The sequence below is a fragment of the Bradyrhizobium sp. WSM471 genome (genome assembly GCF_000244915.1).
GTDB lineage: Bacteria > Pseudomonadota > Alphaproteobacteria > Rhizobiales > Xanthobacteraceae > Bradyrhizobium.
In genome coordinates this window covers 6,660,051-6,680,572 of the sequence record NZ_CM001442.1, presented here as the reverse complement: position 1 = coordinate 6,680,572, position 20,522 = coordinate 6,660,051, and the positions used below count along the sequence as shown (strand labels likewise).

20 protein-coding genes are annotated in these 20,522 nt (G+C 63.9%); 13 read left to right on the top strand and 7 right to left on the bottom strand.

Translation table 11 applies throughout. From position 1 onward, the window contains the following. From BRA471DRAFT_RS30470 to BRA471DRAFT_RS30440, 7 genes are all read left to right on the top strand, one after another. On the top strand, nt 1-1,659 hold the full coding sequence (locus BRA471DRAFT_RS30470) for a hydantoinase B/oxoprolinase family protein (RefSeq protein WP_007614318.1): 1,659 nt from the start codon (nt 1-3) through the stop codon (nt 1,657-1,659). 39 nt (nt 1,660-1,698) lie between these two features. Next, complete coding sequence (locus BRA471DRAFT_RS30465) at nt 1,699-2,697, top strand: TRAP transporter substrate-binding protein (RefSeq protein WP_007614316.1); 999 nt, start codon at nt 1,699-1,701, stop codon at nt 2,695-2,697. A 9-nt stretch (nt 2,698-2,706) separates the two neighbouring features. Continuing rightward, a complete protein-coding gene (locus BRA471DRAFT_RS30460; RefSeq protein WP_007614314.1) occupies nt 2,707-3,300 on the top strand; it encodes a TRAP transporter small permease subunit in 594 nt (197 codons plus the stop codon). Nucleotides 3,301-3,334: 34 nt separating this feature from the next. Continuing rightward, nucleotides 3,335-4,639: a TRAP transporter large permease gene (locus BRA471DRAFT_RS30455; RefSeq protein WP_007614313.1), complete on the top strand. Its 1,305-nt coding sequence runs from the start codon at nt 3,335-3,337 to the stop codon at nt 4,637-4,639. A gap of 357 nt (nt 4,640-4,996) precedes the next feature. After that, on the top strand, nt 4,997-6,715 hold the full coding sequence (locus BRA471DRAFT_RS30450) for a PQQ-binding-like beta-propeller repeat protein (protein WP_007614311.1): 1,719 nt from the start codon (nt 4,997-4,999) through the stop codon (nt 6,713-6,715). Nucleotides 6,716-6,833: 118 nt separating this feature from the next. Beyond that, nucleotides 6,834-7,184, top strand: coding sequence for a cytochrome c (locus BRA471DRAFT_RS37215; protein WP_007614309.1), 351 nt, complete (start codon nt 6,834-6,836; stop codon nt 7,182-7,184). 33 nt (nt 7,185-7,217) lie between these two features. Then, nucleotides 7,218-7,985, top strand: coding sequence for an ABC transporter substrate-binding protein (locus BRA471DRAFT_RS30440; RefSeq protein WP_007614302.1), 768 nt, complete (start codon nt 7,218-7,220; stop codon nt 7,983-7,985). A 68-nt stretch (nt 7,986-8,053) separates the two neighbouring features. Here the strand turns inward: BRA471DRAFT_RS30440 and BRA471DRAFT_RS30435 are convergent, their stop codons facing one another. Beyond that, complete coding sequence (locus BRA471DRAFT_RS30435; RefSeq protein ID WP_007614301.1) at nt 8,054-8,698, bottom strand: glutathione binding-like protein; 645 nt, start codon at nt 8,696-8,698, stop codon at nt 8,054-8,056. Nucleotides 8,699-8,814: 116 nt separating this feature from the next. Here BRA471DRAFT_RS30435 and BRA471DRAFT_RS30430 point away from each other — a divergent pair, with 116 nt between their 5' ends. Next, nucleotides 8,815-9,459, top strand: a complete 645-nt coding sequence (locus BRA471DRAFT_RS30430) for a TetR/AcrR family transcriptional regulator (RefSeq protein ID WP_007614300.1) — start codon at nt 8,815-8,817, stop codon at nt 9,457-9,459. A gap of 170 nt (nt 9,460-9,629) precedes the next feature. Here BRA471DRAFT_RS30430 and BRA471DRAFT_RS30425 read toward each other — a convergent pair whose 3' ends face one another. Both BRA471DRAFT_RS30425 and BRA471DRAFT_RS30420 read right to left on the bottom strand, forming a co-directional pair. After that, nucleotides 9,630-11,597, bottom strand: coding sequence for a methyl-accepting chemotaxis protein (locus tag BRA471DRAFT_RS30425; protein ID WP_007614299.1), 1,968 nt, complete (start codon nt 11,595-11,597; stop codon nt 9,630-9,632). A 174-nt stretch (nt 11,598-11,771) separates the two neighbouring features. Continuing rightward, on the bottom strand, nt 11,772-12,737 hold the full coding sequence (locus BRA471DRAFT_RS30420; protein ID WP_007614298.1) for a glyoxylate/hydroxypyruvate reductase A: 966 nt from the start codon (nt 12,735-12,737) through the stop codon (nt 11,772-11,774). A gap of 144 nt (nt 12,738-12,881) precedes the next feature. On the opposite strand from BRA471DRAFT_RS30420, the gene BRA471DRAFT_RS30415 reads away from it, so the two are divergent. The 4 genes from BRA471DRAFT_RS30415 to BRA471DRAFT_RS30400 all read left to right on the top strand — a co-directional run bounded on the left by BRA471DRAFT_RS30415 (nt 12,882) and on the right by BRA471DRAFT_RS30400 (nt 15,642). Then, entirely contained in the window at nt 12,882-13,250 is a 369-nt protein-coding gene (locus BRA471DRAFT_RS30415; protein WP_007614296.1) for a YciI family protein, read from the top strand. Continuing rightward, a complete protein-coding gene (locus tag BRA471DRAFT_RS30410) occupies nt 13,247-14,563 on the top strand; it encodes an RNA polymerase sigma factor (RefSeq protein WP_007614295.1) in 1,317 nt (438 codons plus the stop codon). Before BRA471DRAFT_RS30415 ends, BRA471DRAFT_RS30410 begins: the two co-directional genes overlap by 4 nt. A 94-nt stretch (nt 14,564-14,657) precedes the next feature. Next, complete coding sequence (locus BRA471DRAFT_RS30405) at nt 14,658-15,191, top strand: SRPBCC family protein (protein ID WP_007614294.1); 534 nt, start codon at nt 14,658-14,660, stop codon at nt 15,189-15,191. Between the two features lie 37 nt (nt 15,192-15,228). After that, nucleotides 15,229-15,642: a VOC family protein gene (locus BRA471DRAFT_RS30400; RefSeq protein WP_007614293.1), complete on the top strand. Its 414-nt coding sequence runs from the start codon at nt 15,229-15,231 to the stop codon at nt 15,640-15,642. 108 nt (nt 15,643-15,750) lie between these two features. Here BRA471DRAFT_RS30400 and BRA471DRAFT_RS39870 read toward each other — a convergent pair whose 3' ends face one another. From BRA471DRAFT_RS39870 to BRA471DRAFT_RS30380, 4 genes are all read right to left on the bottom strand, one after another. Then, nucleotides 15,751-16,104, bottom strand: coding sequence for a hypothetical protein (locus BRA471DRAFT_RS39870; protein WP_035974403.1), 354 nt, complete (start codon nt 16,102-16,104; stop codon nt 15,751-15,753). A 528-nt stretch (nt 16,105-16,632) separates the two neighbouring features. Next, on the bottom strand, nt 16,633-17,070 hold the full coding sequence (locus BRA471DRAFT_RS30390) for a hypothetical protein (RefSeq protein WP_007614290.1): 438 nt from the start codon (nt 17,068-17,070) through the stop codon (nt 16,633-16,635). 82 nt (nt 17,071-17,152) lie between these two features. Next, entirely contained in the window at nt 17,153-17,941 is a 789-nt protein-coding gene (locus BRA471DRAFT_RS30385) for an SDR family NAD(P)-dependent oxidoreductase (RefSeq protein ID WP_007614289.1), read from the bottom strand. A 120-nt stretch (nt 17,942-18,061) separates the two neighbouring features. Beyond that, on the bottom strand, nt 18,062-19,726 hold the full coding sequence (locus BRA471DRAFT_RS30380) for a PAS domain-containing methyl-accepting chemotaxis protein (protein ID WP_007614288.1): 1,665 nt from the start codon (nt 19,724-19,726) through the stop codon (nt 18,062-18,064). A 317-nt stretch (nt 19,727-20,043) separates the two neighbouring features. Here BRA471DRAFT_RS30380 and BRA471DRAFT_RS30375 point away from each other — a divergent pair, with 317 nt between their 5' ends. Continuing rightward, the gene (locus BRA471DRAFT_RS30375; RefSeq protein WP_007614287.1) at nt 20,044-20,406 is read left to right on the top strand and encodes a nuclear transport factor 2 family protein; all 363 of its coding nucleotides are present in this window, start codon (nt 20,044-20,046) and stop codon (nt 20,404-20,406) included. Nucleotides 20,407-20,522 lie beyond the last annotated feature (116 nt).

Here is a 20,522-nt window from a genome sequence, read left to right as displayed (position 1 = left end):
ATGAGCAAGGCAAGCGGCGCGAGCCTGATCGACCTTCAGATCATGTGGCACCGGCTGATCGCCGTGGTCGAGGAGCAGGCGCAGGTGCTGCTCCGCACCGCCTTCAGTCCGATCGTGCGTGAATGCGGCGACCTCTCGGCCGGCGTGTTCGACCTCAAGGGACGGATGCTGGCGCAGGCGGTGACCGGCACGCCCGGCCACGTCAACTCGATGGCGGAATCGGTCAAGCACTTCATCGCCCACTTTCCGATCGAGACGATGAAGGAGGGCGACGCCTATATCACCAACGATCCCTGGATGGGCACCGGCCATCTCAACGATTTCGTCGTCACCACGCCCTGCTTCAAGGACGGCAAGCCGGTCGCGCTGTTTTCCTGCACCAGCCATCTCATGGACATCGGCGGCATCGGCTTCGGACCCGACGCCACCGACGTGTTCATGGAGGGGCTCTACATCCCCATGCTGAAGCTGATCGACCAGGGTGTCGTCAACGAGACGCTGATGGCGATGATCCGCACCAACACGCGGCTGCCGATCGACACCGAGGGCGACACCTACTCGCTCGCCGGCTGCAACGACGTCGGCTGCGAGCGCCTGGTCGAGATGATGACCGAGTTCGGCATCGACTCGCTCGATGCGCTCGGCGACTACATTTGCGACCGCTCGCGCGAGGCCGTGCTGGCCGAGATCGCCAGGCTGCCGAAGGGCACCTGGCGCAACACCATGGTGGTCGACGGCTATGACGCGCCGGTCTCGCTTGAGGCGACGTTGACGATCTCGGACGAAGGCATCCACGTCGATTTCGACGGCACCTCGGCCGCGTCCAGATTCGGCATCAACGTGCCTCTGTCCTACACCATCGCCTACACCGTGTTCGGTCTCGGCTGCGTCGTCGCCTCGCAGATCCCGAACAATGCCGGCTCGCTCTCGCCGCTGACGGTATCGGCTCCCCCGGGCGCGATCCTCAATGCGCCGAAGCCGGCGCCGGTCGCCTCGCGCCACATCATCGGCCAGATGCTGCCCGACGTCGTGTTCGGCTGCCTGCGCCAGATCATTCCCGAGCGCGTGCCCGCGGAAGGGACATCGTGCCTGTGGAATCTCAACGTGCGCGGACAGACCCGCTCGGGCGCCGGCGGCAATTACGGATTCTCGATGGCGGTGACTTCCAATGGCGGCACCGGCGCGCGCTTCGCGAAGGACGGGCTATCGGCGACCGCCTATCCCAGCGGCGTGCGCGGCACGCCGGTCGAGATCGCCGAGACGCAGACGCCGCTGATCTTCTGGCGCAAGGAGCTGCGTCCGGATTCCGGCGGGGCAGGGCGCACCCGCGGCGGTCTCGGCCAGATCATCGAAGTCGGCAGCGGGGTCGATGCGCCGTTCGACATCCTGGCCGCGTTCGACCGCATCGATCATCCGCCACGCGGCCGCGATGGCGGCAAGAACGGCGAGGCCGGCTATGTCGGCCTGAAGTCCGGCAAGAAGCTGCGTGGGAAAGGCTTTCAGCAGGTGCCGCCGGACGACCGGCTGGTGGTGCTGACACCAGGCGGCGCCGGCATCGGCGATCCCCGGGAGCGCGCGCCGACAGCCGTCAACGACGATATCGAAAGCGGCCTGGTGTCGGCCGACAACGCGGTTGCAGTTTATGGGCATACGCGATGACGCTTCAGGCGTCGTGCGCGTAGCAAACGGAGGGGCTCAATGATCACGCGACGGAATTTTACAGCGGGCGCAGCGACGCTGCTCGCGGCCGGCCACATCTCGACCCGTGCGCAAGCGGCGACGGTGAGCTGGGACATGTCGACGGTATGGCCTGACGGCAATTTCCACACCCAGAACGCGTTTGCCTTCGCGGAGGAGGTGAAGAAGCAGAGCGGCGGCTCGGTCGCGATCACCGTGAAGGCCGGTGGCCAGCTCGGCTTCAAGGGCCCCGAGCATCTGCGCGCCGTGCGCGACGGCCTGGTGCCGCTCGCCGACGTCCTCAATATTCAGCAGGTCGGCGACGAGCCCTTCATGGGCGTCGAGAGCATTCCCTTTCTCTGCGGCTCCATGGACGAATTGAAGGTGCTGCACAAATATGTGCGGCCCGAATACGAGAAGGTCGCCGCGCGCAACAACCAGAAGATCCTCTACATCGTGCCCTGGCCGACCCAATATCTGCACCTTAAGGTCAAGGTCGCCGATGTCGACGGGTTGAAGAACATCAAGATCCGCGTGCCCGACAAGAACGCCGTCGAGATGCTGGCCGTGGTCGGCATGGCGCCGGTGATGATTCCGTGGGGTGAGACGATCCCGGCGCTGGCCTCGGGCGCGGTCTCCGGCGTCTCCACCTCGGCGGTGTCGGGCGTCGACGGAAAATTCTGGGAATTCCTGAAATACATCTACGCGACCAACCACGTCTGGTCGTCGCAGATGCTCACCGTCAACCTCGATTCCTGGAAGGCACTGAGCGCCGATCAGCAACAGCTCGTCGCAGGCATCGCCGCGAAGATGGAGCCGGGCTTCTGGGCGAACTCGCTCAAGGCGGACGTCGACAGTCTCAACCGGCTCAAGGAAGGCGGGATGGAGGTGGTGCCGGTCTCGGAGGCCATGATGACGGACATTCGCGCCAAGACCGCGCCGCAGCTCGACGCTTTCGTCAAGCGCGTGCCGGCGGCCGACAAGCCGGTGCGGGCCTATCTCGCCGAAATGAAGCGCTGAGGACGGAGCGTGGCAAGCGTTTCGCCCGCAGCTCCGCAGAGTCTCAACGCAGCGGCGCCGGCGCCGCTGCGCATCCTGCTCGACGGCATCGATCGTCTTGGCCGGCTGGACGGCTGGATCGGCGGCGGCTGTCTCTTGATGCTGACGCTGCTGATGCTGTGCGAGGTCGCAACGCGCTTCCTCTCGAACTTCCTGTCGTTCTTTCCGCCCACGATCTCGATCGCGTGGGAGTATTCCTCCTATCTGATGGCGGCGTCCTTCACCTTCGGGGCTGCCATGACCCTGCGCGTCGGTGGCCATATCCGCGTCGTGCTGCTGCTGAAGAACGTCCCGGCCCTCTTTCAGCGCGCGATCGAAATCCTGTCGGCCGCCGCGGGCTTCGCCTTCATGGCCTTCCTGACCTCGTCGATGGCGAAGTTCGCCTTCGGCGCCTATGTGCGCGGCCAGGTTTCGACCTCGAGCGATACCCCGCTGTGGTTTCCGCAAGGAGTCGTCACCTTCGGCATGCTGCTGCTGACGCTCCAGTTCCTGGCGCGCGCGATTCAGGCCGTGCTCGGCCTGCCGCTGGAGGATCATCGCATGAAGGCCTCGCCCGTCGAATGATCGCCCTTGCGCAAGCCAGCGGACACCGGACTCCATGACCATAGAAGTCGTCGCTCTCTTTGCGATCCTGTTTGCGCTTCTGGCATGCGGCGTATGGATCGGCCTGACGCTTGCGCTCACCGCGACGCTGCTGCTGGCGATGTTCCGCTCGATCCCGCTCGACAAGCTGCTGCCGCAATACGCCTGGAACATCTTGACGACGCAGGAGCTGCTGGCGTTGCCGCTGTTCATCCTGATGGGCGAGCTGCTGTTTCGCACCCGTCTATCGCGTTCGCTGTTCCAGGGACTCGCACCCTGGGCAGGGCTTCTGCCGGGTCGTCTTCTGCATGTGAACGTAATCGGCTGCACCATATTCGCGGCGATCTCCGGCTCGTCGGCGGCGACGACGCAGGTGATCGGCCGCATGTCGCTCAACGAGCTCACGCGCCGCGGCTATTCCCGTGACATCGCGATCGGCTCGCTCGCCGGCGCCGGCACGCTCGGCTTCCTGATCCCGCCCTCCAACATCATGATCATCTACGGCGTGCTGGGCGACGTTTCGATCTTGAAGCTGTTCACGGCCGGCTTGCTGCCCGGCCTGCTGCTGGCCGCCACCTTCATGGGCTGGGTGATGCTGCACACGACCCTCAACCCCAGCATGGTGCCGGAGACGGAAGCCAAACTCTCGCAGGTGCCGTGGCGCGAACGTTTTGCGGCGCTGAAGGACCTCGCGCCGGCGCTGTTCCTGATCGCCTGCGTGCTCGGCTCGATGTATGGCGGGCTGGCGACGCCGTCGGAGGCCGCAGCGGTCGGCGTGTTCGGCGCGGCGCTGGTCGCCTGGGCGCAGGGCTCGATGTCGCAGCAGGTGATGCGTGACGTGCTGATCGGCTCGGTCGTGACCTGCTCGATGATCGCGCTGATCGTGCTCGGCGCCTCGATCCTCGGCAACGCTGCGGCCTTCCTCGGCATCCCGCAAACAGTCGCCGCCTTCGTGAAGGGCTTGGGGCTATCGCCCTTCATGCTGATCGTGGTGCTGATTATCTTTTATCTGATCCTCGGCTGCTTCCTCGATGGCTTCTCGATGATCGTGATGACGCTGCCCATCGTGCTGCCGATCGTGAAGGGCGCCGGCTTCGACGAGATCTGGTTCGGCATCTTCCTCGTGCTTGCGGTCGAGATGGCGCAAATCACCCCGCCGGTCGGCTTCAATCTGTTCGTAATCCAGGGCTTGACAGACGATGGCCTCGGCTACATCGCGCGCGTCACGATGCCTTATCTGCTCATCATGGTCGGCTTCGTGCTGCTGCTGACGCTCTGGCCCGGCATCGTCACGATCCTCCCGCGCGTGCTGTACGGGTAAATCCTTCCTCGGGGCTTGGCGCTATCGCGTCCGCCCGCAGCAGTCTGAGACTGCGAGGCCAAACGAACCGGACAGCGCAACTGACGTTTGTGACCTGCGCCGCGCGTCAAATTCGCGCCGTGCGCGTGTTCCGTCTTTGCGCTCCTCGTCATCCGGCGTACGCTGCCGGAGCGAGGATAAGCACAACTGCAACCAATCCAGAGAACGTAGCACCTTTTGGCGATGTCCGCCGAGAGCGATCGAGAGCCGTTGGCGGCTCGTCTGCAATGGAGAAGAACCGACAGATAGCGGACTGCAACATCCCTCGCGGCGGCGTCTGTGAGACGCAAGTTAAACAACATAAAGCGGGAGGAACGGATGAAGAAGCGTTGGTGTAAGTCTGGTCTACCTCTTCTTGCAGGCGCGACGCTGGTGGTGTCGTCGGCCTTGGCCCAGTCCGTGGATACTGCGCGGATCGAAAACGGCGGTCAGAACGATTGGCTGACCTACCACGGTTCATACAAATCCTATCACTACAGCCCGCTGGCGCAGATCAATGCAAACAATGTCGGCAATCTGAACGTTGCCTGGACCCACATTCCAGGGCGCTCGACCCGCGGCCTGCAATCGATGCCGCTAGCGGCGGATGGCGTGCTCTATTACTCGGGTTCTTACAGCCGGGTTTTTGCGCTCAACGGCGCGACAGGCGAGGTGATCTGGTCCCATTTTCCGGAGCTGGACGAGGCCCTGATCTCCCGTCAGACCCATTCCCCCTACAATCGCGGCGTAGCGCTCGGCGAGGGCAAGGTTTTCGTCGGCACCATGGATGGCAGGGTCCTCGGCCTGGATATGAAGTCGGGGAAGGTCCTCTGGGAAACCAGGCTGATCGACTCGCAGAAGCTCACGGTCGGTTTCACCGGTGCACCGCTTTACGCAAAGGGTACGGTGATCATCGGAGCGCAAGGTGGTGAATGGCCGGGCCGCGGCCCGATCTTCGGCCTGGATGCCACCACCGGGAAGAAGAAGTGGGAGTTCTTGACCGTCGCCGGCACCGACGAGGCCATGAAGACGTGGGGAAACGATTCCTGGCGCACGGGCGGTGGCGGTGGCTGGATGCCGGGCACTTACGATTCCGAGACCAACACGATCCTGTGGGGCACCGCAAACCCGGCGCCGCTCTACGATTGGTCGGGTGCCGATTACAAGACGCAAGGCGCGCGTCCCGGCGACAATCTCTACACGAGTTCGGTGATCGGTCTCGACGTCGATACCGGCAGGCTGAAATTCCATCATCAGGAATTGCCCCACGACGCCTGGGATTTCGACAGCGCGGTCGGCGAGTTTGTGATGCTGGAACGCGACGGTCAGAAGTTCGTGGTTCACCCGAACAAGGGCGGTTTCGTCTTCGTCTATGACCGCAATCTCGCCGTGAAAAATGTCTGGCGGCTCGTTGAGAACATCAATTTCGTCAAGGATATCGATCCCAAGACGGGTGCCTTGATCGGCCGTCGCGACTTCACCGCCGGGAAGGTCACCGAACCGCCGCTGTGCCCCTTCATCGGCGGCGGCGTCAGCTGGAACGCCGGCTCCTACAACCCGAAGACCGGCCTGTACTACAAGATCGGCCAGGAATGGTGCATGACGCTCGACGTCCAGAAGACGACGCCGGTCACAGCGCCCCAGGTCCAGCTCAACATCGGCGCCGATTTCAAGATGGTGCCCCCTCCGGGCGGAGAGATTTATGGACATCTCGACGCGCGCGACCCCATCACCGGCGCCAAGAAGTGGGAGGTTCGCTATCCTGAGCCGCCGCTCGGAAGCGTGCTGTCGACTGCGGGCAATCTCGTATTCGTGCCCGACTCCCGCGGCATCCTTCATGCCTACGATGCCGAAACCGGGGCCGAGCTCTGGAGTCACAACAACGGCACCGGCCACCAGGGCGGCATCGTTTCCTATTCCGTCAACGGCAAGCAGTACATTGCCGTAGTCGCAGGCTTTGGCGGCATGCTGGCGGACGAATACGCGCCAAACTTCGGCGGCGCCTACAAGAGCATGCCGCGTGATGACGGGGCGCTCGTCGTCTTCAGCTTGAAATAAATCATCGCAGATTGCCGGGGAGCAGGCGCAAGCTTGCTTCCCGTGCATTGGAATTTCCGGGTGTGCTTCAGGACTCGTGCTTCGGGGCGTGGCGCTTCAGGATATGGAGCTGGATACCTTGAACTTGCATGTGAAGAAGATCACCGCGCTGCTATCGGCGGTGCTGGGCGCCTCGTCACTGTATGCCGCACCGATTCAGGCGCAGTCTGCCACTCCCGTACCCGACAACGGGACGTTCGACGTCGAACAGCTATTCGCGGGGACTTGCGGCTTTTGTCACTCCGCAGGCGGCCGGGCCGCCGGCAAGGGACCACAGCTGATGAACTCGCCGCGCGACGACGACTATCTGCACAGCCGCATCAAGAACGGCAAGTCTGGTGCGATGCCGGCATTCGGCGGGGCCTTCACCGACGCGCAGATCGACCAGATCGTCAAATACATCCGCGCCCTGAAGCCGCGCGAGGGCTGAATGGACCAGCCGATGTCGATACGAGGACGCGGGATGAAGACAGTTCTCCCGCTTGTGGTCGGCGCCGTGATCGGATTGCTGAATCCTGCGCAGGGGCGAACCCTGGACGCGATCCGCGCATCCGGTGTGCTCGGATTATGCGCCCATCCGAACTCGCTTCCGTTCGCAAGCAAGGCCGCCGATCCTCCCGGCTTTCAGATCGAATTGGGCGAGGCGCTGGCACACGAGCTCGGCGTCTCGCTGCGTCTCGACTGGATCATCACCCAGTACCAGATGCGGAGCGCCGGATGCGACATTGTTCTGGACGTCATCGCCGACCGCGAAGCGCAGGGTGAAACCCGCTTGAGATTCTCAAAACCGTATTATCGCACAGGCGTCGCGCTCGCCGTCCCCTCATCCAGCGCGCTCGCCTCGTTCCAGAGCCTCAACGAGCATACCAAGGTCGGGGTGCAGGTCGGATCCGTCGCTGCCATGATCATCAGTCAACGGCACGTCCCGACGTCGACTTTCGGCTTCGAGAGCGACAGCCTCGATGCCTTGTCAAACCATGAGATCGATGCCGCTGCGGTCACACCCACTGCAGCGAGTTATTTCAATCTGACGCATCCAGACAAGGCATTTCGTATCCTGGATCGCGACGAGTCCGTGGCCGATCTCAACTGGAACGTCGCGGTCGGCATGGTCCGTCCGGATGATGCATTGCGCGACACCATCGATGGAGCGGTTGAACGGCTGCGAAACGACGGTACGATCGATCGGATATACGGCCGCTACGGGGTCGTACTGCAGACGCCGAAATAGTCACGTGTTCCGTCCGGACCCGTCGTCCCGGCCGCATTGGCCGGAACGACGGTCGTTTCGAATGCCGCTTACGCCGCGGCCTTCTTCCGCGCCTGCTCGGCCTTGTACAGTTCGAACTCTTCCGCGATCGCCTTGGCGATCGACGGTCGCTGACGCAGGCGTTCGTAATAGGCCTTCACGTTCGGCCATTTGGCGAGCTCGATCGGCGGCGTCGCCATGGTCCAGTTGATGACCGTGACGAGATAGGCGTCGGCGACGCTGAAATGGTCGAGCAGGAAGTCGCGCCCCTTCAGGTAATTGTCGAGGTAATCCAGCCGCGACAGGTTCTTCTCCAGCGCATAGGCTTTCGTCTCCTGCGGCGCCTTGCGGTCGAGCACCGGGATGAACAGGCCCTTGTGCAGCTCGGTGCCGATGAAGCAGAGCCATTGATGAAGCCGCGTGCGCTCGATGCCCGCCGCGGCGCCGAGGCCCGATTGCGGGAAACGGTCGGCGATATATTGCAGGATCGCGGCGTTCTCGGTCAGCACCACGCCCTCGTCGGTGCGCAGTGTCGGCACCAGGCCGATCGGGTTCACGGTTCGGAAGTCAGTGCCGTCGCTCAGCACTGTCTTGGTCGGCGGATCGACTTCGAGATATTTGGCTTCGGCGCCGGCTTCATACAGCGCGACGCGGCTCGCCATCGAACAGGCGAGCGGCGAGAAATAAAGATCCATCTTGAGCCTCCTTGGGCAATTCCTCGATGTGACTTTTGGAGTGTCGCTCAACCTGGCCAGATTGATTTTTGTACTGTCTTGCATATTATGAGGACGGTCAAGGATTAAATTGCAAAATGGTACAAAAAGCCAAGCCGCCAGCTGCTGCCAGCGAACCCAAACGCCGCGGCCGTCCGCGCGCCTACGAACCCGACGTCGCGCTGGGCAAGGCGCTCGATCTGTTCCGCACGCAAGGTTTCGCGGCGACCTCGCTCGACGATCTCAGCGAAGCTACCGGAATGAATCGCCCGAGCCTCTATGGCGCCTTCGGCGACAAGCGCGAGCTCTACATCAAGAGCTATCAACGCTACCGCGAGGATGCGCGCGCATCGATGGTGGAGATCTTTCGCCAGGAGATGCCGGTGCGCCAGCGGCTGGAGCGTATCTTCGCCTCCGCGCTGAACATCTATCTCTCCGGCGAGACCGGCCCGCGCGGCTGCTTCACCGTGGTCACGGCGGCCTCCGAAGCGATCGGCGATCCCGACATCCGGGCCATGGTGCTCGATGGCCTCAACGAACTCGACAAGGCATTTGCGAGTTGCTTCCGCCGCGCCAAGGAGAAAGGCGAGTTGCCCGAGAGCGCCGATCCAGCAGTGCTGGCACAGCTCGCTTCAGCGACAGTGCATTCAATCGCTATCCGCTCCCGCGCCCGCGTGTCGCGGAAGGAGCTCGAGGCGATCGTGAAGGGGGCGATCGACGTGATGGTGGGACGAAAGAGCTAGGCGGTTGCGTGGCGCGAGCTATCTCCCAAACGTCGTCCTGGCGAAAGCCAGGACCATAGGCACCCGAATCTGGTTTGGCGAAGATTCGGAGTTGCCGCCGTCGCGCCGCAGCTCCTCCCTGGGGTAATGGGTCCTGGCTTTCGTCAGGACGACACTGAGTTTGTAGCCTGCTACGCCGCGCGAATATGCGCGAGGAAACGGTCCACCTCGTCCCGCAGCCGCTGCGATTGCTTTGATAGCTCGATCGCCGAGCCCAGGACTTCCTCCGCCGCTGTCCCGGTCGCGGCGATGCCGGCGGTGACGCCCGCAATGTTTTGCGAGACCTCGCCGGTGCGGGCGGCTGCCTGCTGGACGTTCTGGGCGATCTCCTGCGTCGCGGTGCCCTGCTGGCCGACGGCGGCGGCAATCGCCGCGGAGATCTCGTCGACCTCCTGGATCGTGGCGCAGATCGACTGGATGCCGTCCACTGCGCCGGTGGTCTCGCCTTGCACCGCCGTCACCTGCGCGCCGATCTCCTCGGTCGCCTTGGCGGTCTGGGTGGCCAGCGCCTTTACCTCGGAGGCGACCACCGCAAAGCCGCGGCCGGCTTCGCCCGCGCGCGCCGCCTCGATCGTCGCGTTGAGTGCCAGCAGATTGGTTTGCTCGGCAATACCGCTGATGAAGGAGACCACGTCGCCGATTTTCTGCGCGGCGTCGGCCAGGCTCTGCACGCGCTCATTCGACCGTCGACCGTCGCTCGCAGCTTTGCCGACCACCGCGGTCGCGTGCGCAAGGCGCCGGCTGATCTCGGTCATCGACGACGACAGCTCTTCCGCGGCGGCAGCGACCGTCTGCACATTTTCCGAGGCGAGCGCCGAGGCCGACGACACCGTGCCGGTCTGCTGCCGCGGCCGCTCGACGATATCAGACATAGAGCGCGCGGTGTTCTCCATCTCGACCGCTGCCGAGGAGACCGTGGTGACGACGTCGCGGATGCTGGCTTCGAAATTGTCGGCGAGCGCGGCGAACGCGCGCCGTTTCTCCGCTTCGGACTGCGCCTTGGTGTCGGCCTGGTCGGCCTGGAGCTTGTTGAAGTTGACGGCGTTGTCGCGGAACACTGCGACCGCCTTGACCATTGCGCCGACCTCGTCATTCGCTTTGCTGGCGGGGACGGCGACATCGAGGTGTCCGTCTGCCAGCTCGCGCATCACGGTGGTGATGGAGATGATCGGACGCGAGATGCTGCGGGCGATGAGATAGCCGACGATTGCGGCGAGCACGAGCCCGAGCGCGGCGATGCCGAATGCCAGCAGCCAGGCACGGTCGGCGGAGGCCACATAGTCGGCATTGTCCATCACCAGTTCGACCGCGCCGAGGGGCTTGCCGGAAAAATCCCTGATCGGTCCGAGCAGCGCGGCCACCGGCGTCGTGTCGAGCTTGGCCTGCCGCATCGTGAAGTCACCGCCGGCGGCGCGGCCGTAATCGGTCGCGTCGAAGAAGCTCTTGCCCTTCAGCGTTCCGCCGAACAGCTTGAAACCGCCGCCGTCCGCGAGATGGAAGGCGATGTCGACATGGCGGTTGGTCTTGAAGTCGTCCAGGAAAGACTGGCCGAAGGTCAGGCCAAACTCCACTGAGCCGAGATGCTTGCCGCCTTGCGCGATCGGCACGACGCCGCGGATGCCGAGCCCGGCCAGGCCGCCCTCGAGGCCGACCACGACCTTGCGCTCCTGGTTGGCCATGATCACGGTCTTGCGGAAGCCCGAGAGGTCGTCGCCAAATTTGGCAGGCTGGTGCACGCGCAAGAATGAGGTCGCGGGCGCCACGTGGAACTGGAACTGTTCGACGCCGTACTCCGATTTGGTCGCGGCAAAGACCGGCCCGAACAGGCTGACCAGGGCATTGCGATCCTGTTTGGCCATGGCGTCCTGCGTCGCGGGCATCGCGGCGACGACGGCGCTCATGGCGGCGGCGCGGCGGGACTCTTCGGTGATGCGCGATTGCAGGGCATCGTAATGGCTGCGCAGCTCGCGCTGGTCGGCGCGGTCGATGATCCCCGCGATGATCCACATTGCACCGAGCACCGCAAACAGCGCGGTCGCGGCTGCCGTCACCGCCAGCGCAACCGTGATCCGCATCCTGAGGCCGAGCGTCAAGCGCATGTCCGACTCGTTCGTTGAGCGTTGATTAAGGAGACCTATCAACTTCTCGCTAAGAGAGGGTGAACGGGATACCGGCCGAGCGGGTGCCTTCGTGGGGGGACGGAGTGACCGAGAACTCTGGCGTCGTCCTGGCCTTCGCCAGGACGACACCGGGAATGAGGCGCCGCGTGCGGCCTAATACCCCCGCGTCCGGTCCACCACGTTCTCCAGCACACCACCGGCCTCGAACCGCGCGATCTGCTCGGCGACATAGGCCGAGATCGCATCGGCGTCGGTGTCGGCGGCGTTATGTGGCGTCAGCAAAACCTTTGGATGGGTCCAGAACCGGCTGTCCTTCGGCTGCGGCTCCTGCACGAAGACGTCGAGCGAGGCGGCGCCCAGCGTGCCGTCGTCGAGGCAGGCCAGGATGTCGGCTTCGTTCTGAAGGCCGCCGCGGCCGGCGTTGATCAGCACGGGCGCACCGAGCGGGCTCTTGCGGTTGAGCTTGGTGAAGACGTCGCGGTTGAGGATGCCGTGTGTATCGGGCGTCAGCGGCAACAGGCTGACCAGAATATCGGTCGTGCGCAGGAATGCGTCGATCTGCCCGGCGCCATGGAAGCATTCGACACCCGCGATGGTGCGCGGGCTGCGGCTCCAGCCGGCGACGCCGAAACCAAGCCGCCGCAGCACATCGGCCGCGTCGGCACCGAGCGTGCCCAGTCCCATGACACCAACCGTGACGGCGCTCGCCGGCCATTGATAGGTCGGCTCCCAGCGCTTTTCGCGCTGCGACTGGCGCAGATAAAGCTCCTGGCGGTGGTGCATCAGCACGTGCTGCACGACGTATTCGGTCATGCGGCCGGTCAGGTCAGGCACGGCGACGCGCACCAGCGGCACGTTCGGAAGGCTCTTGTCCGCCATCAGCGCATCGACGCCGGCGCCAAGATTGAAGATCGCCCGTAGATTGGGGAAGGAGCCGAGGTCGCCCGGCACCGGCTTCCACACCGCGGCATAGTGCACCTCGGCCGGATCGAGCCCGGCATCGGGCAGCAGCACCACGCGGCGGCCGCCGCTGACCGCGTCGAACCGGGCCTTCCAGCGCTCCGGCAGCCAGTTTTGCTGCGTGCTGTTGATCAGGACGGCCAGTGTGCCCACGGTCATTCGAAGTGCCTCTTTAAGTTCCGTTTTTGAAGGCCCTCCTTGGCACGATCTGCCGGATTTTTCTTGCAATTTTTTTCCGCAGCCATGTCGGGGCGGGGCATAGTGGATCGTCTTCAAAACAAGCGTTCAGAGAAGGTACTGCCCATGCTTTATGCGATCCTTTGCTATCACGACGAGGACTTCGTCGGCTCATGGAGCAAGGACCAGGATGAGGCCGTGATGAAGAAGCTCGCCGTGGTGCAGGAGAAGCTGACACAGCAGGGCCGGCTCGGCCCGGTGGCGCGGCTGCTGCCGACCACTGCGGCAGCGACGCTGCGCAAGGAGGACCCGCCGTTGGTGCTCGACGGCCCCTACGCGGAGACCAAGGAGCAGTTGCTCGGCTTCTATATCGTGGATTGCAAGAATCTCGATGACGCACTCGATGTCGCCCGCGACCTCGGCGCCGCCAATCCCGGCGGCGCCTACGAGGTGCGCCCCGTCGGCGTGTTCAGGCCCGGAGGGAATCTGACGTGAGCGAGGCCGATACCGCCTGGATCGAGACCGCGCTGACCTCGGCGCGCCCCCAGGCGGTCGGCGCACTGCTGCGCTATTTCCGGGATCTCGACACCGCGGAGGAGGCCTTCCAGAACGCCTGCCTGCGCGCGCTGAAGACCTGGCCGCAGAACGGGCCGCCTCGCGATCCCGCGGCCTGGCTGATCATGGTCGGCCGCAACGTTGCGATCGACGAAGTGCGCCGCACCCGCAAGCAGCAGCCGCTGCCGGAGGACGACCAGGCGATCTCCGATCTCGACGACGCTGAGGGCGCGCTCGCGGAGCGGCTCGACGGCTCGCACTACCGCGACGACATTTTGCGGCTGATGTTCATCTGCTGCCATCCAGGCCTGCCGGCGACGCAGCAGATCGCGCTGGCGCTCCGTATCGTCTGCGGCCTGACGGTGAAGCAGATCGCGCGCGCCTTCCTGGTGTCGGATGCGGCGATGGAGCAGCGCATCACGCGTGCCAAGGCCAAGGTCGCGGAGGCCGGTACACCATTTGAAACGCCGGGCGCGGTCGAGCGCTCGGAGCGGCTCGCCGTCGTCGCCGCGATGATCTATTTGATCTTCAACGAAGGCTACTCGGCGAGCGGCGACACCGCCGAGATCAGAAAGCCGCTGTGCGAGGAAGCGATCCGGCTGGCGCGGCTGCTGTTGCGGCTGTTCCAGAGCGAGCCGGAGATCATGGGCCTCACGGCGCTCATCTTGTTGCAGCATGCGCGCAGTGCCTCGCGCTTTGCCGCGGATGGCTCGCTGATCCTGCTGGACGACCAGGATCGTTCGCTGTGGAACGGCACGATGATCGCGGAAGGCCTCGCGCTGATCGACAAGGCGATACGCCATCGCCGCAGCGGGCCCTACCAGATCCAGGCCGCGATTGCCGCGCTGCATGCCCGCGCGTCCACGCCCGCGGAGACCGACTGGGCGCAGATCGACCTGCTCTATGGTGCGCTGGAGGTGGTTCAGCCCTCGCCGGTGGTGACGCTCAACCGCGCGGTCGCGGTTTCCAAGGTGCGCGGACCGCAAGCCGCGCTCGACCTGATCGAGCCGCTGGCGCCAAAGCTTGCCAACTACTTCCACTTCTACGGCGTGCGCGGCGCCTTCCTGATGCAGCTCGGCCGCAACGACGAAGCCCGCATCGCCTTCGACCGCGCCATCGCCCTCGCTAACACGTCCGCAGAAGCGGCTCACATCCGCATGCATCTCGATCGCCTGATCCGGGACAGCCAGCCCAAGGGCGCAAATGGCGGCGCCAGGCAAGACGCCAAGGTCGAAGGCGCCAAGGTGAAGTAGGGAGCGCCTGTTTCGGGCGTTGCAAAATTTTTGCTTCGCCTTGTCGGGCTCGACCCCCTCCCTTCGTCCTAGGAGCGTATCCAGGGAGCCATTCATGTTGAAAGCCATTGCCGTCATCGTCATCCTGCTCGCGGTCGGAATCGTGGGCGTGCTCGGCCTCGCCCTGACGAAGCCCGACACATTCCGCGTCGAGCGCAGCCTCGCCGTGAAAGCGCCGGCCAATGCGGTCTATCCCTTGGTCGCCGATTTCCATCGCTGGACGGCCTGGTCCCCCTACGAGGGCCGCGATCCCGCCATGAAGCGCAGATTCGGCGGAACCGAAGGAAGGGGCGCGACCTATGCCTGGGACGGCAACAACAATGTCGGCGCCGGCCATATGGAGATCCTCGAGGCGAGTGCGCCGTCAAAACTACGCATCAAGCTCGATTTCGAGCGGCCTTTCGAAGGCCACAACACCGCCGAGTTCACCTTTGTGCCGCAAGGCGATGCCACACTGGTCACGTGGGCGATGTCCGGTCCGGCCCCGTTCCTGTCCAAGGTCATGCAGGTGTTCATCAACATGGACAACATGATCGGCAAGGATTTCGAGGCGGGCCTGGCCAGCCTGAAGAAGCTCACCGAGAAGTAGCGCCGTCACCCGAACGAAAGCAAAACGGAGAGAAACGATGCTCAATCCCTATCTGTTCTATCAGGACACCTGCGAAGCGGCGTTCAATTATTACGCCAAGGTTCTCGGCGGCAAGATCGACGCCATGATGCGTTCGTCGGACGCACCGCCGGACATGGCCGCGGCGCCCGGCCGCGAGAAGACGATCATGCATGCGCGGATGTCGCTACCCGACGGCAGCGTGCTGATGGGGTCGGATGCGCCGCCCGAGCATCGTCACAAGCCGCAGGGCTTTTCGATCTCGCTCACGGTCGCGGACCCGGCGGAGGGCGAGCGCAAGTTCAACGCGCTCGCCGATGGCGGCAACGTCACCATGCCCTTCAGCAAGACCTTTTGGGCCAAGGGTTTTGGCATGTGCGTCGACAAGTTCGGCATTCCCTGGATGGTGAATTGCCCGGCCGAGGGAATGTGACAGGCGCGATCGCCTGACGCGCCAAGCGGCGATCCCCTCTCCACGACGATGCGGGAGAGGGGCGCGCATGAGGACGTTGCGTCATGGGCCGATCGACCGCGTGCCCTATCAGCGGATCGATCCGGTCACGTCATTGCTCGGTGGTTGGGAGGAGGGAACGCAGCGCGGACAGATTACGAGCTTGGTCCCGAGCTGCCTGTCATTCTCCGCTTCGATTTCGTCATGGATTGCCCACCATGCCGCGGAGTACGGGCGCAAGGTGCCGAGGACTCTCTCCCGCTCCTGATTCGAATCACTCGCCGCGGGAGCTTGGGTCGCCACACGACGCTTGATGACGGAGGGACGGTTCGGATCCTGACCGAGGCCGTCCCATGCGATCGGACGGCGTTCCTGCGCAGGCGCGACCACGCATCCCATGAGCGTTGCGCAAAAAGTGAGCAAGACAAAGCCGTGTCGTATCATGCCGGGCCCTTGGGTGTTGTATGCGACGCGCAAAGTCCGCTTGCCGAAGCTTGCCTCGCACCGCTCAAATGGAACCTAAGGGAAACGCCTGGCCGACACGGCCGAATATGGATGTTGCTGTCGCACCACATTGCGAGAGCAGTGAGGCCGCTTCGTGAAATCATGCGGACCGCATCGCACAACAACTGGCGCAATATTAGGCTGTGAACTCCGGGACAGAATCGTTATTTATTTCGTCATAAATTCTAAAAACTGGGGCGGGCGGACTTGGAAGGGGAGCGACCGATGGCGGCGGCGCTGCAGATCAACTTTGCACTTTGGGGTATGCTCATCTGCGCGAGCATGGAATTGGCCCAGCTGATCCAGAGCTTTTACTAGACTCACGAAGCATGTGACCGGCGCAATTTTGCCGGCGCGCTTGTTCGCTGGCTCACGTGCAACGCGATGGCCGTGAAGTTGACGCTCGCGATCATCGAGGCGGTGTCGTTGCGCGGCCCTACCGTGCGGGCGCTTGCGTCCGCCTGATCATCACCGGCAGCGCGGATAGATCGCGGCGAGGTCGCGTCCCTTCAGCAGAAGCAACCGCGACGAGAGGCCGCCGCGGCGGCTGATCCAGTCGCGCACCGGGCCGGGATAGGCCGCAAGCACCGCATCTGATGCTTCCGGCTCGGCGTAGAAGCGTCCGCGCCGATCGATCGAGCGCGCCGCATGGAAGCCGAGCACGGCACGCTTGGTGACGCATATCCGCTCGCCCGGCACGATGCTCAGTACCAGCGTGCAGGCGGACAGGCAGGGACCGTCGATCACCACGCGCTCGCCGCTCTCGCGCACCTTCTCGAACAAATCGAGGAACGGCCCGACCTGTCCACCGGGCGACTGGACGATGCGGATTTCGGCCGAGGCAGGCGTGGCGGCGAGCAGCGCGGATGCGAGCATCAAGGCTCTGAGCAAGGTGACGCGTCGCATGAAGCCTCCGCGAATTCGAGTCCGTGGGATAGGCCGACGAGAAGAGGTGGGTGACGCTTCGCTAGGCCAACCTGCGCCGTGTCTATCCGTTCCGCCGTTCGCCGCGCAGCGTCGGCAGGCCGATGCCCGCCGCATCGAAGCCGCCATCGACGGCCAAAATTTGGCCGGTGATGTAGCTGGATCGTTCCGAGCACAGGAAGTAGATGGCTTCGGCGAGTTCCTCTTCCAGGCCGTAGCGGTTGAGCGGGATGGCGTCGTGATAGTCGGCGCGGATCTCCCTGGTGTGCACCTGCTTCGCCATCGCGGTGTCGACCGGTCCCGGCGCGACCGCGTTGACGCGGATGTTGAGGGACGCGAGCTCGACCGCGAGCTGCTTGGTGAGGTGCGCGAGGCCCGCCTTGCTGGTGCCGTAGGCCGAGCGCAGCGTCGAGGCGCGCACCGCCGAGATCGAGGTGACGTTGACGATGGCGCCGCCATTGCCGTCGCGCATCAGCGGCACCGCCGCCTTGGTGCAGAGGAACGGGCCGGTGAGGTTGACCTCGAGCACGCGCCGCCAATCGGTCTCCGACGTCTCCATCAGCGGCGCGAACACGGCAATGCCGGCATTGTTGACGAGCGCGTCGAGCCGGCCAAACCGCTGTTCGACCGTCGTCATCGCGGTGGCAACCGCGGCTGCGTCCGAGACGTCGCAGGTCAACGCCAGCGTGGCTTCGTCCCGGCCGATCTCGGCGACCGCGCGGCCGAGCAGCTCGCCTTCGATGTCGAGCAATGCCACCCGCCAGCCCTCGGTCAAAAATTTCTTCGCGGTCGCAAGCCCGATGCCGCGTGCGGCTCCGGTAACGAGGGCGATTTTCTGCGGGGAGGCGGTCATAGCTTATCCGTGGTTCGGGAATTGAGGCGGTCTCCCTACCACGAAAGCCGCGAGGAGACGCGACAAACTATCGCGCCTTTAGCTCGTCGAGGCTCTCCTGTTGCGGCCGCGCAGGTCGGCCTAGGCCAGCTCCGCCGTGGCGCGCTGCATGTTGGCCGACATGTCGGCCGTCACGATGCTCTGTTCCTCGACCGCGGCGGCGGTAGAGGCGATGAACTCGTTGACGCCGGCGATGGCGACCTTGATTGCGGTCAGCGAGCTTGCAACGTCGCCGGAGATGGTGTTCAGCGCGTCGATTTCTGATGTGATGGTGTCGGTCGCCTGCTTGGCCTGATTGGCTAGGCTCTTCACCTCGGAGGCGACCACGGCGAAGCCGCGGCCGGCTTCGCCCGCGCGCGCCGATTCGATCGTGGCGTTGAGCGCGAGCAGGTTGATCTGGCCGGTGATGCCCGAGATCATCTCGACGATGCCGCTCATCGCCTGCGCCGCTGCGTTCAGCCGCTGCGCCTGGCCATCGGCGGCCTCGACGCGGGTGGTCGCGACCTTCGAATTCTCGCGCGACTTCGCCATGGTCGCGGAGATCTCGCGGATCGAGGCGCTCATCTCTTCGCTGCCGGCCGCGACCGCCTCGATCAGACCGCGCGCGTTGTCGGCCTTCTTGCGGCCGATCGCCTGCGCGGTGATGTCGGTGGCATATTTCACCACCTTGTAGGGTTTTCCGTTGAGGTCGAGGATCGGGTTGTAGGACGCCTGGATCCAGATTTCGCGGCCGCCCTTGGCGATCCGCTTGTATTCGGCGGCCTGGTATTCGCCGCGGTTGAGCGTCTCCCAGAACTGGCGGTAGGCCGTCGAATTCTTCACGTTCGGCTCGACGAACATGGAGTGGTGCTGTCCCTTGATCTCTGCCAGCGAATACCCCATCGCCTTCAAGAAGTTCTCGTTGGCGGTGCGGATGGTGCCGTCCATGTTGAATTCGATCACCGCTTGCGATTTCTGGATCGCGGCGAGCTGTCCGTCATTGTCGGCCGCCTTCATCTTCTGCGCGGTGACGTCGGTCGCAAACTTCACTACCTTGAACGGCCTGCCCATCTCATCGAGGATCGGGTTGTAGGTTGCCAAAATCCAGATTTCGCGTCCGCCCTTGCCGATCCGCTTGTATTCGGCGGCTTCGAACTGGCCGCGGTTCAGCCGCGCCCAGAAGTCGGCATAGGCAGAGCTCGCGCGATCCTCCGGCGTCACGAACATGCTGTGGTGCTTGCCCTGGATCTCGTCGAGCGAGTAGCCCATTGCGCCCAGGAAATTCTCGTTGGCGGTGAGGATGGTGCCGTCCATGTCGAATTCGATCACGGCCTGGGCACGGTTGACGGCGGCGATCTTGCCCGCGTCCTCCATGGTCTTGACCTTGTATGCCGTGATGTCGGTGGCGAACTTGATGAAGCTGACCACCTTGCCGTTCTCGTCGCGCAGCGGCGCGTAGGAGGCGTGGACCCAGACTTCCTTGCCGTTCTTGCCGAAGCGCTTGTATTGCGTGGTCTGGAACTCGCCGCGGTTCAGGCTGGCCCAGAAGTCGCGGTAACGGGCGCTCTCGCGTTCAGTCGGGCTGACGAAGATGCTGTGATGCTTACCCTTGATCTCCGAGAGCGTATAGCCGCTCATCTTGAGGAGATTTTCGTTGGCATCGAGAATGGTGCCGTCGAGGCCGAATTCGATCACGGCCTGGGACCGGTCGAGCGCCTCGACTTCCGCGATCGCGTGCCTGACTTTCTTGCTTTGGAAATTGAACACGTAAGCTCCGCCTAATGCTGAGGGGCGAATCAGCCGGATTGTCATACCGTTTCGCTCAAGCTAAAAAGTTGCATGGGCTTCTTTAGCAACTGTAAATTCCTGCACGAGACGTTGCCCGCTCTGTATTTCGCACGCGTCCGCCATGTTGCTCAGGTTGCAAGCATTCTTGATTCATATGCACGGCGGCGGTCATAGAACGAGCCGTATTTGTACGGGCCGCCGCGTGCATTATTTTTCGCGTGGTTGCTGCCGGACGTGATGTCGGCGCGGCTGCGCGTCAATCGTCTTCAAGACGATGTTGATTACGGAGCCGTTCGATGACCAATCCCGAGCGCCTGATTCGGGACCTCTTCGCCGCCTATCTCGGCAACGACCGGCAACAGGTCGCCGACGCGTTGGCCGACGATTTCCGCTTCACCAGCCCGTTCGACGAAGACCTCGACAAGGCGGCCTATTTCGGGCGCTGCTGGAAGGACACCGGCTGGATCGTAAGGCACGACATCGAGCGGATTTTCGTCCAAGGCGACGAGGCCTTCGTCACCTATTTTTGCTTGGCGACAGATGGCAGGAGCTTTCGCAACACGGAGTTCTTCACCTTTGCCGGCGACAAGGTTCGCCGCATCGAGGTTTATTTCGGCGCTGCCCGGCAGGACGGGCGTTTCCTGCCGCAGCCCCGCTAGCAGCCAGCCAACAATCTCCAGAATAATTTTCGTCACCTGTCGGTTTCGCCAAGGTTCCTTCGTCTTGGAGGTGAGGGCGGGCGGCCCGGGCCGTCGCTCCCGTCCATCCGGAGTGG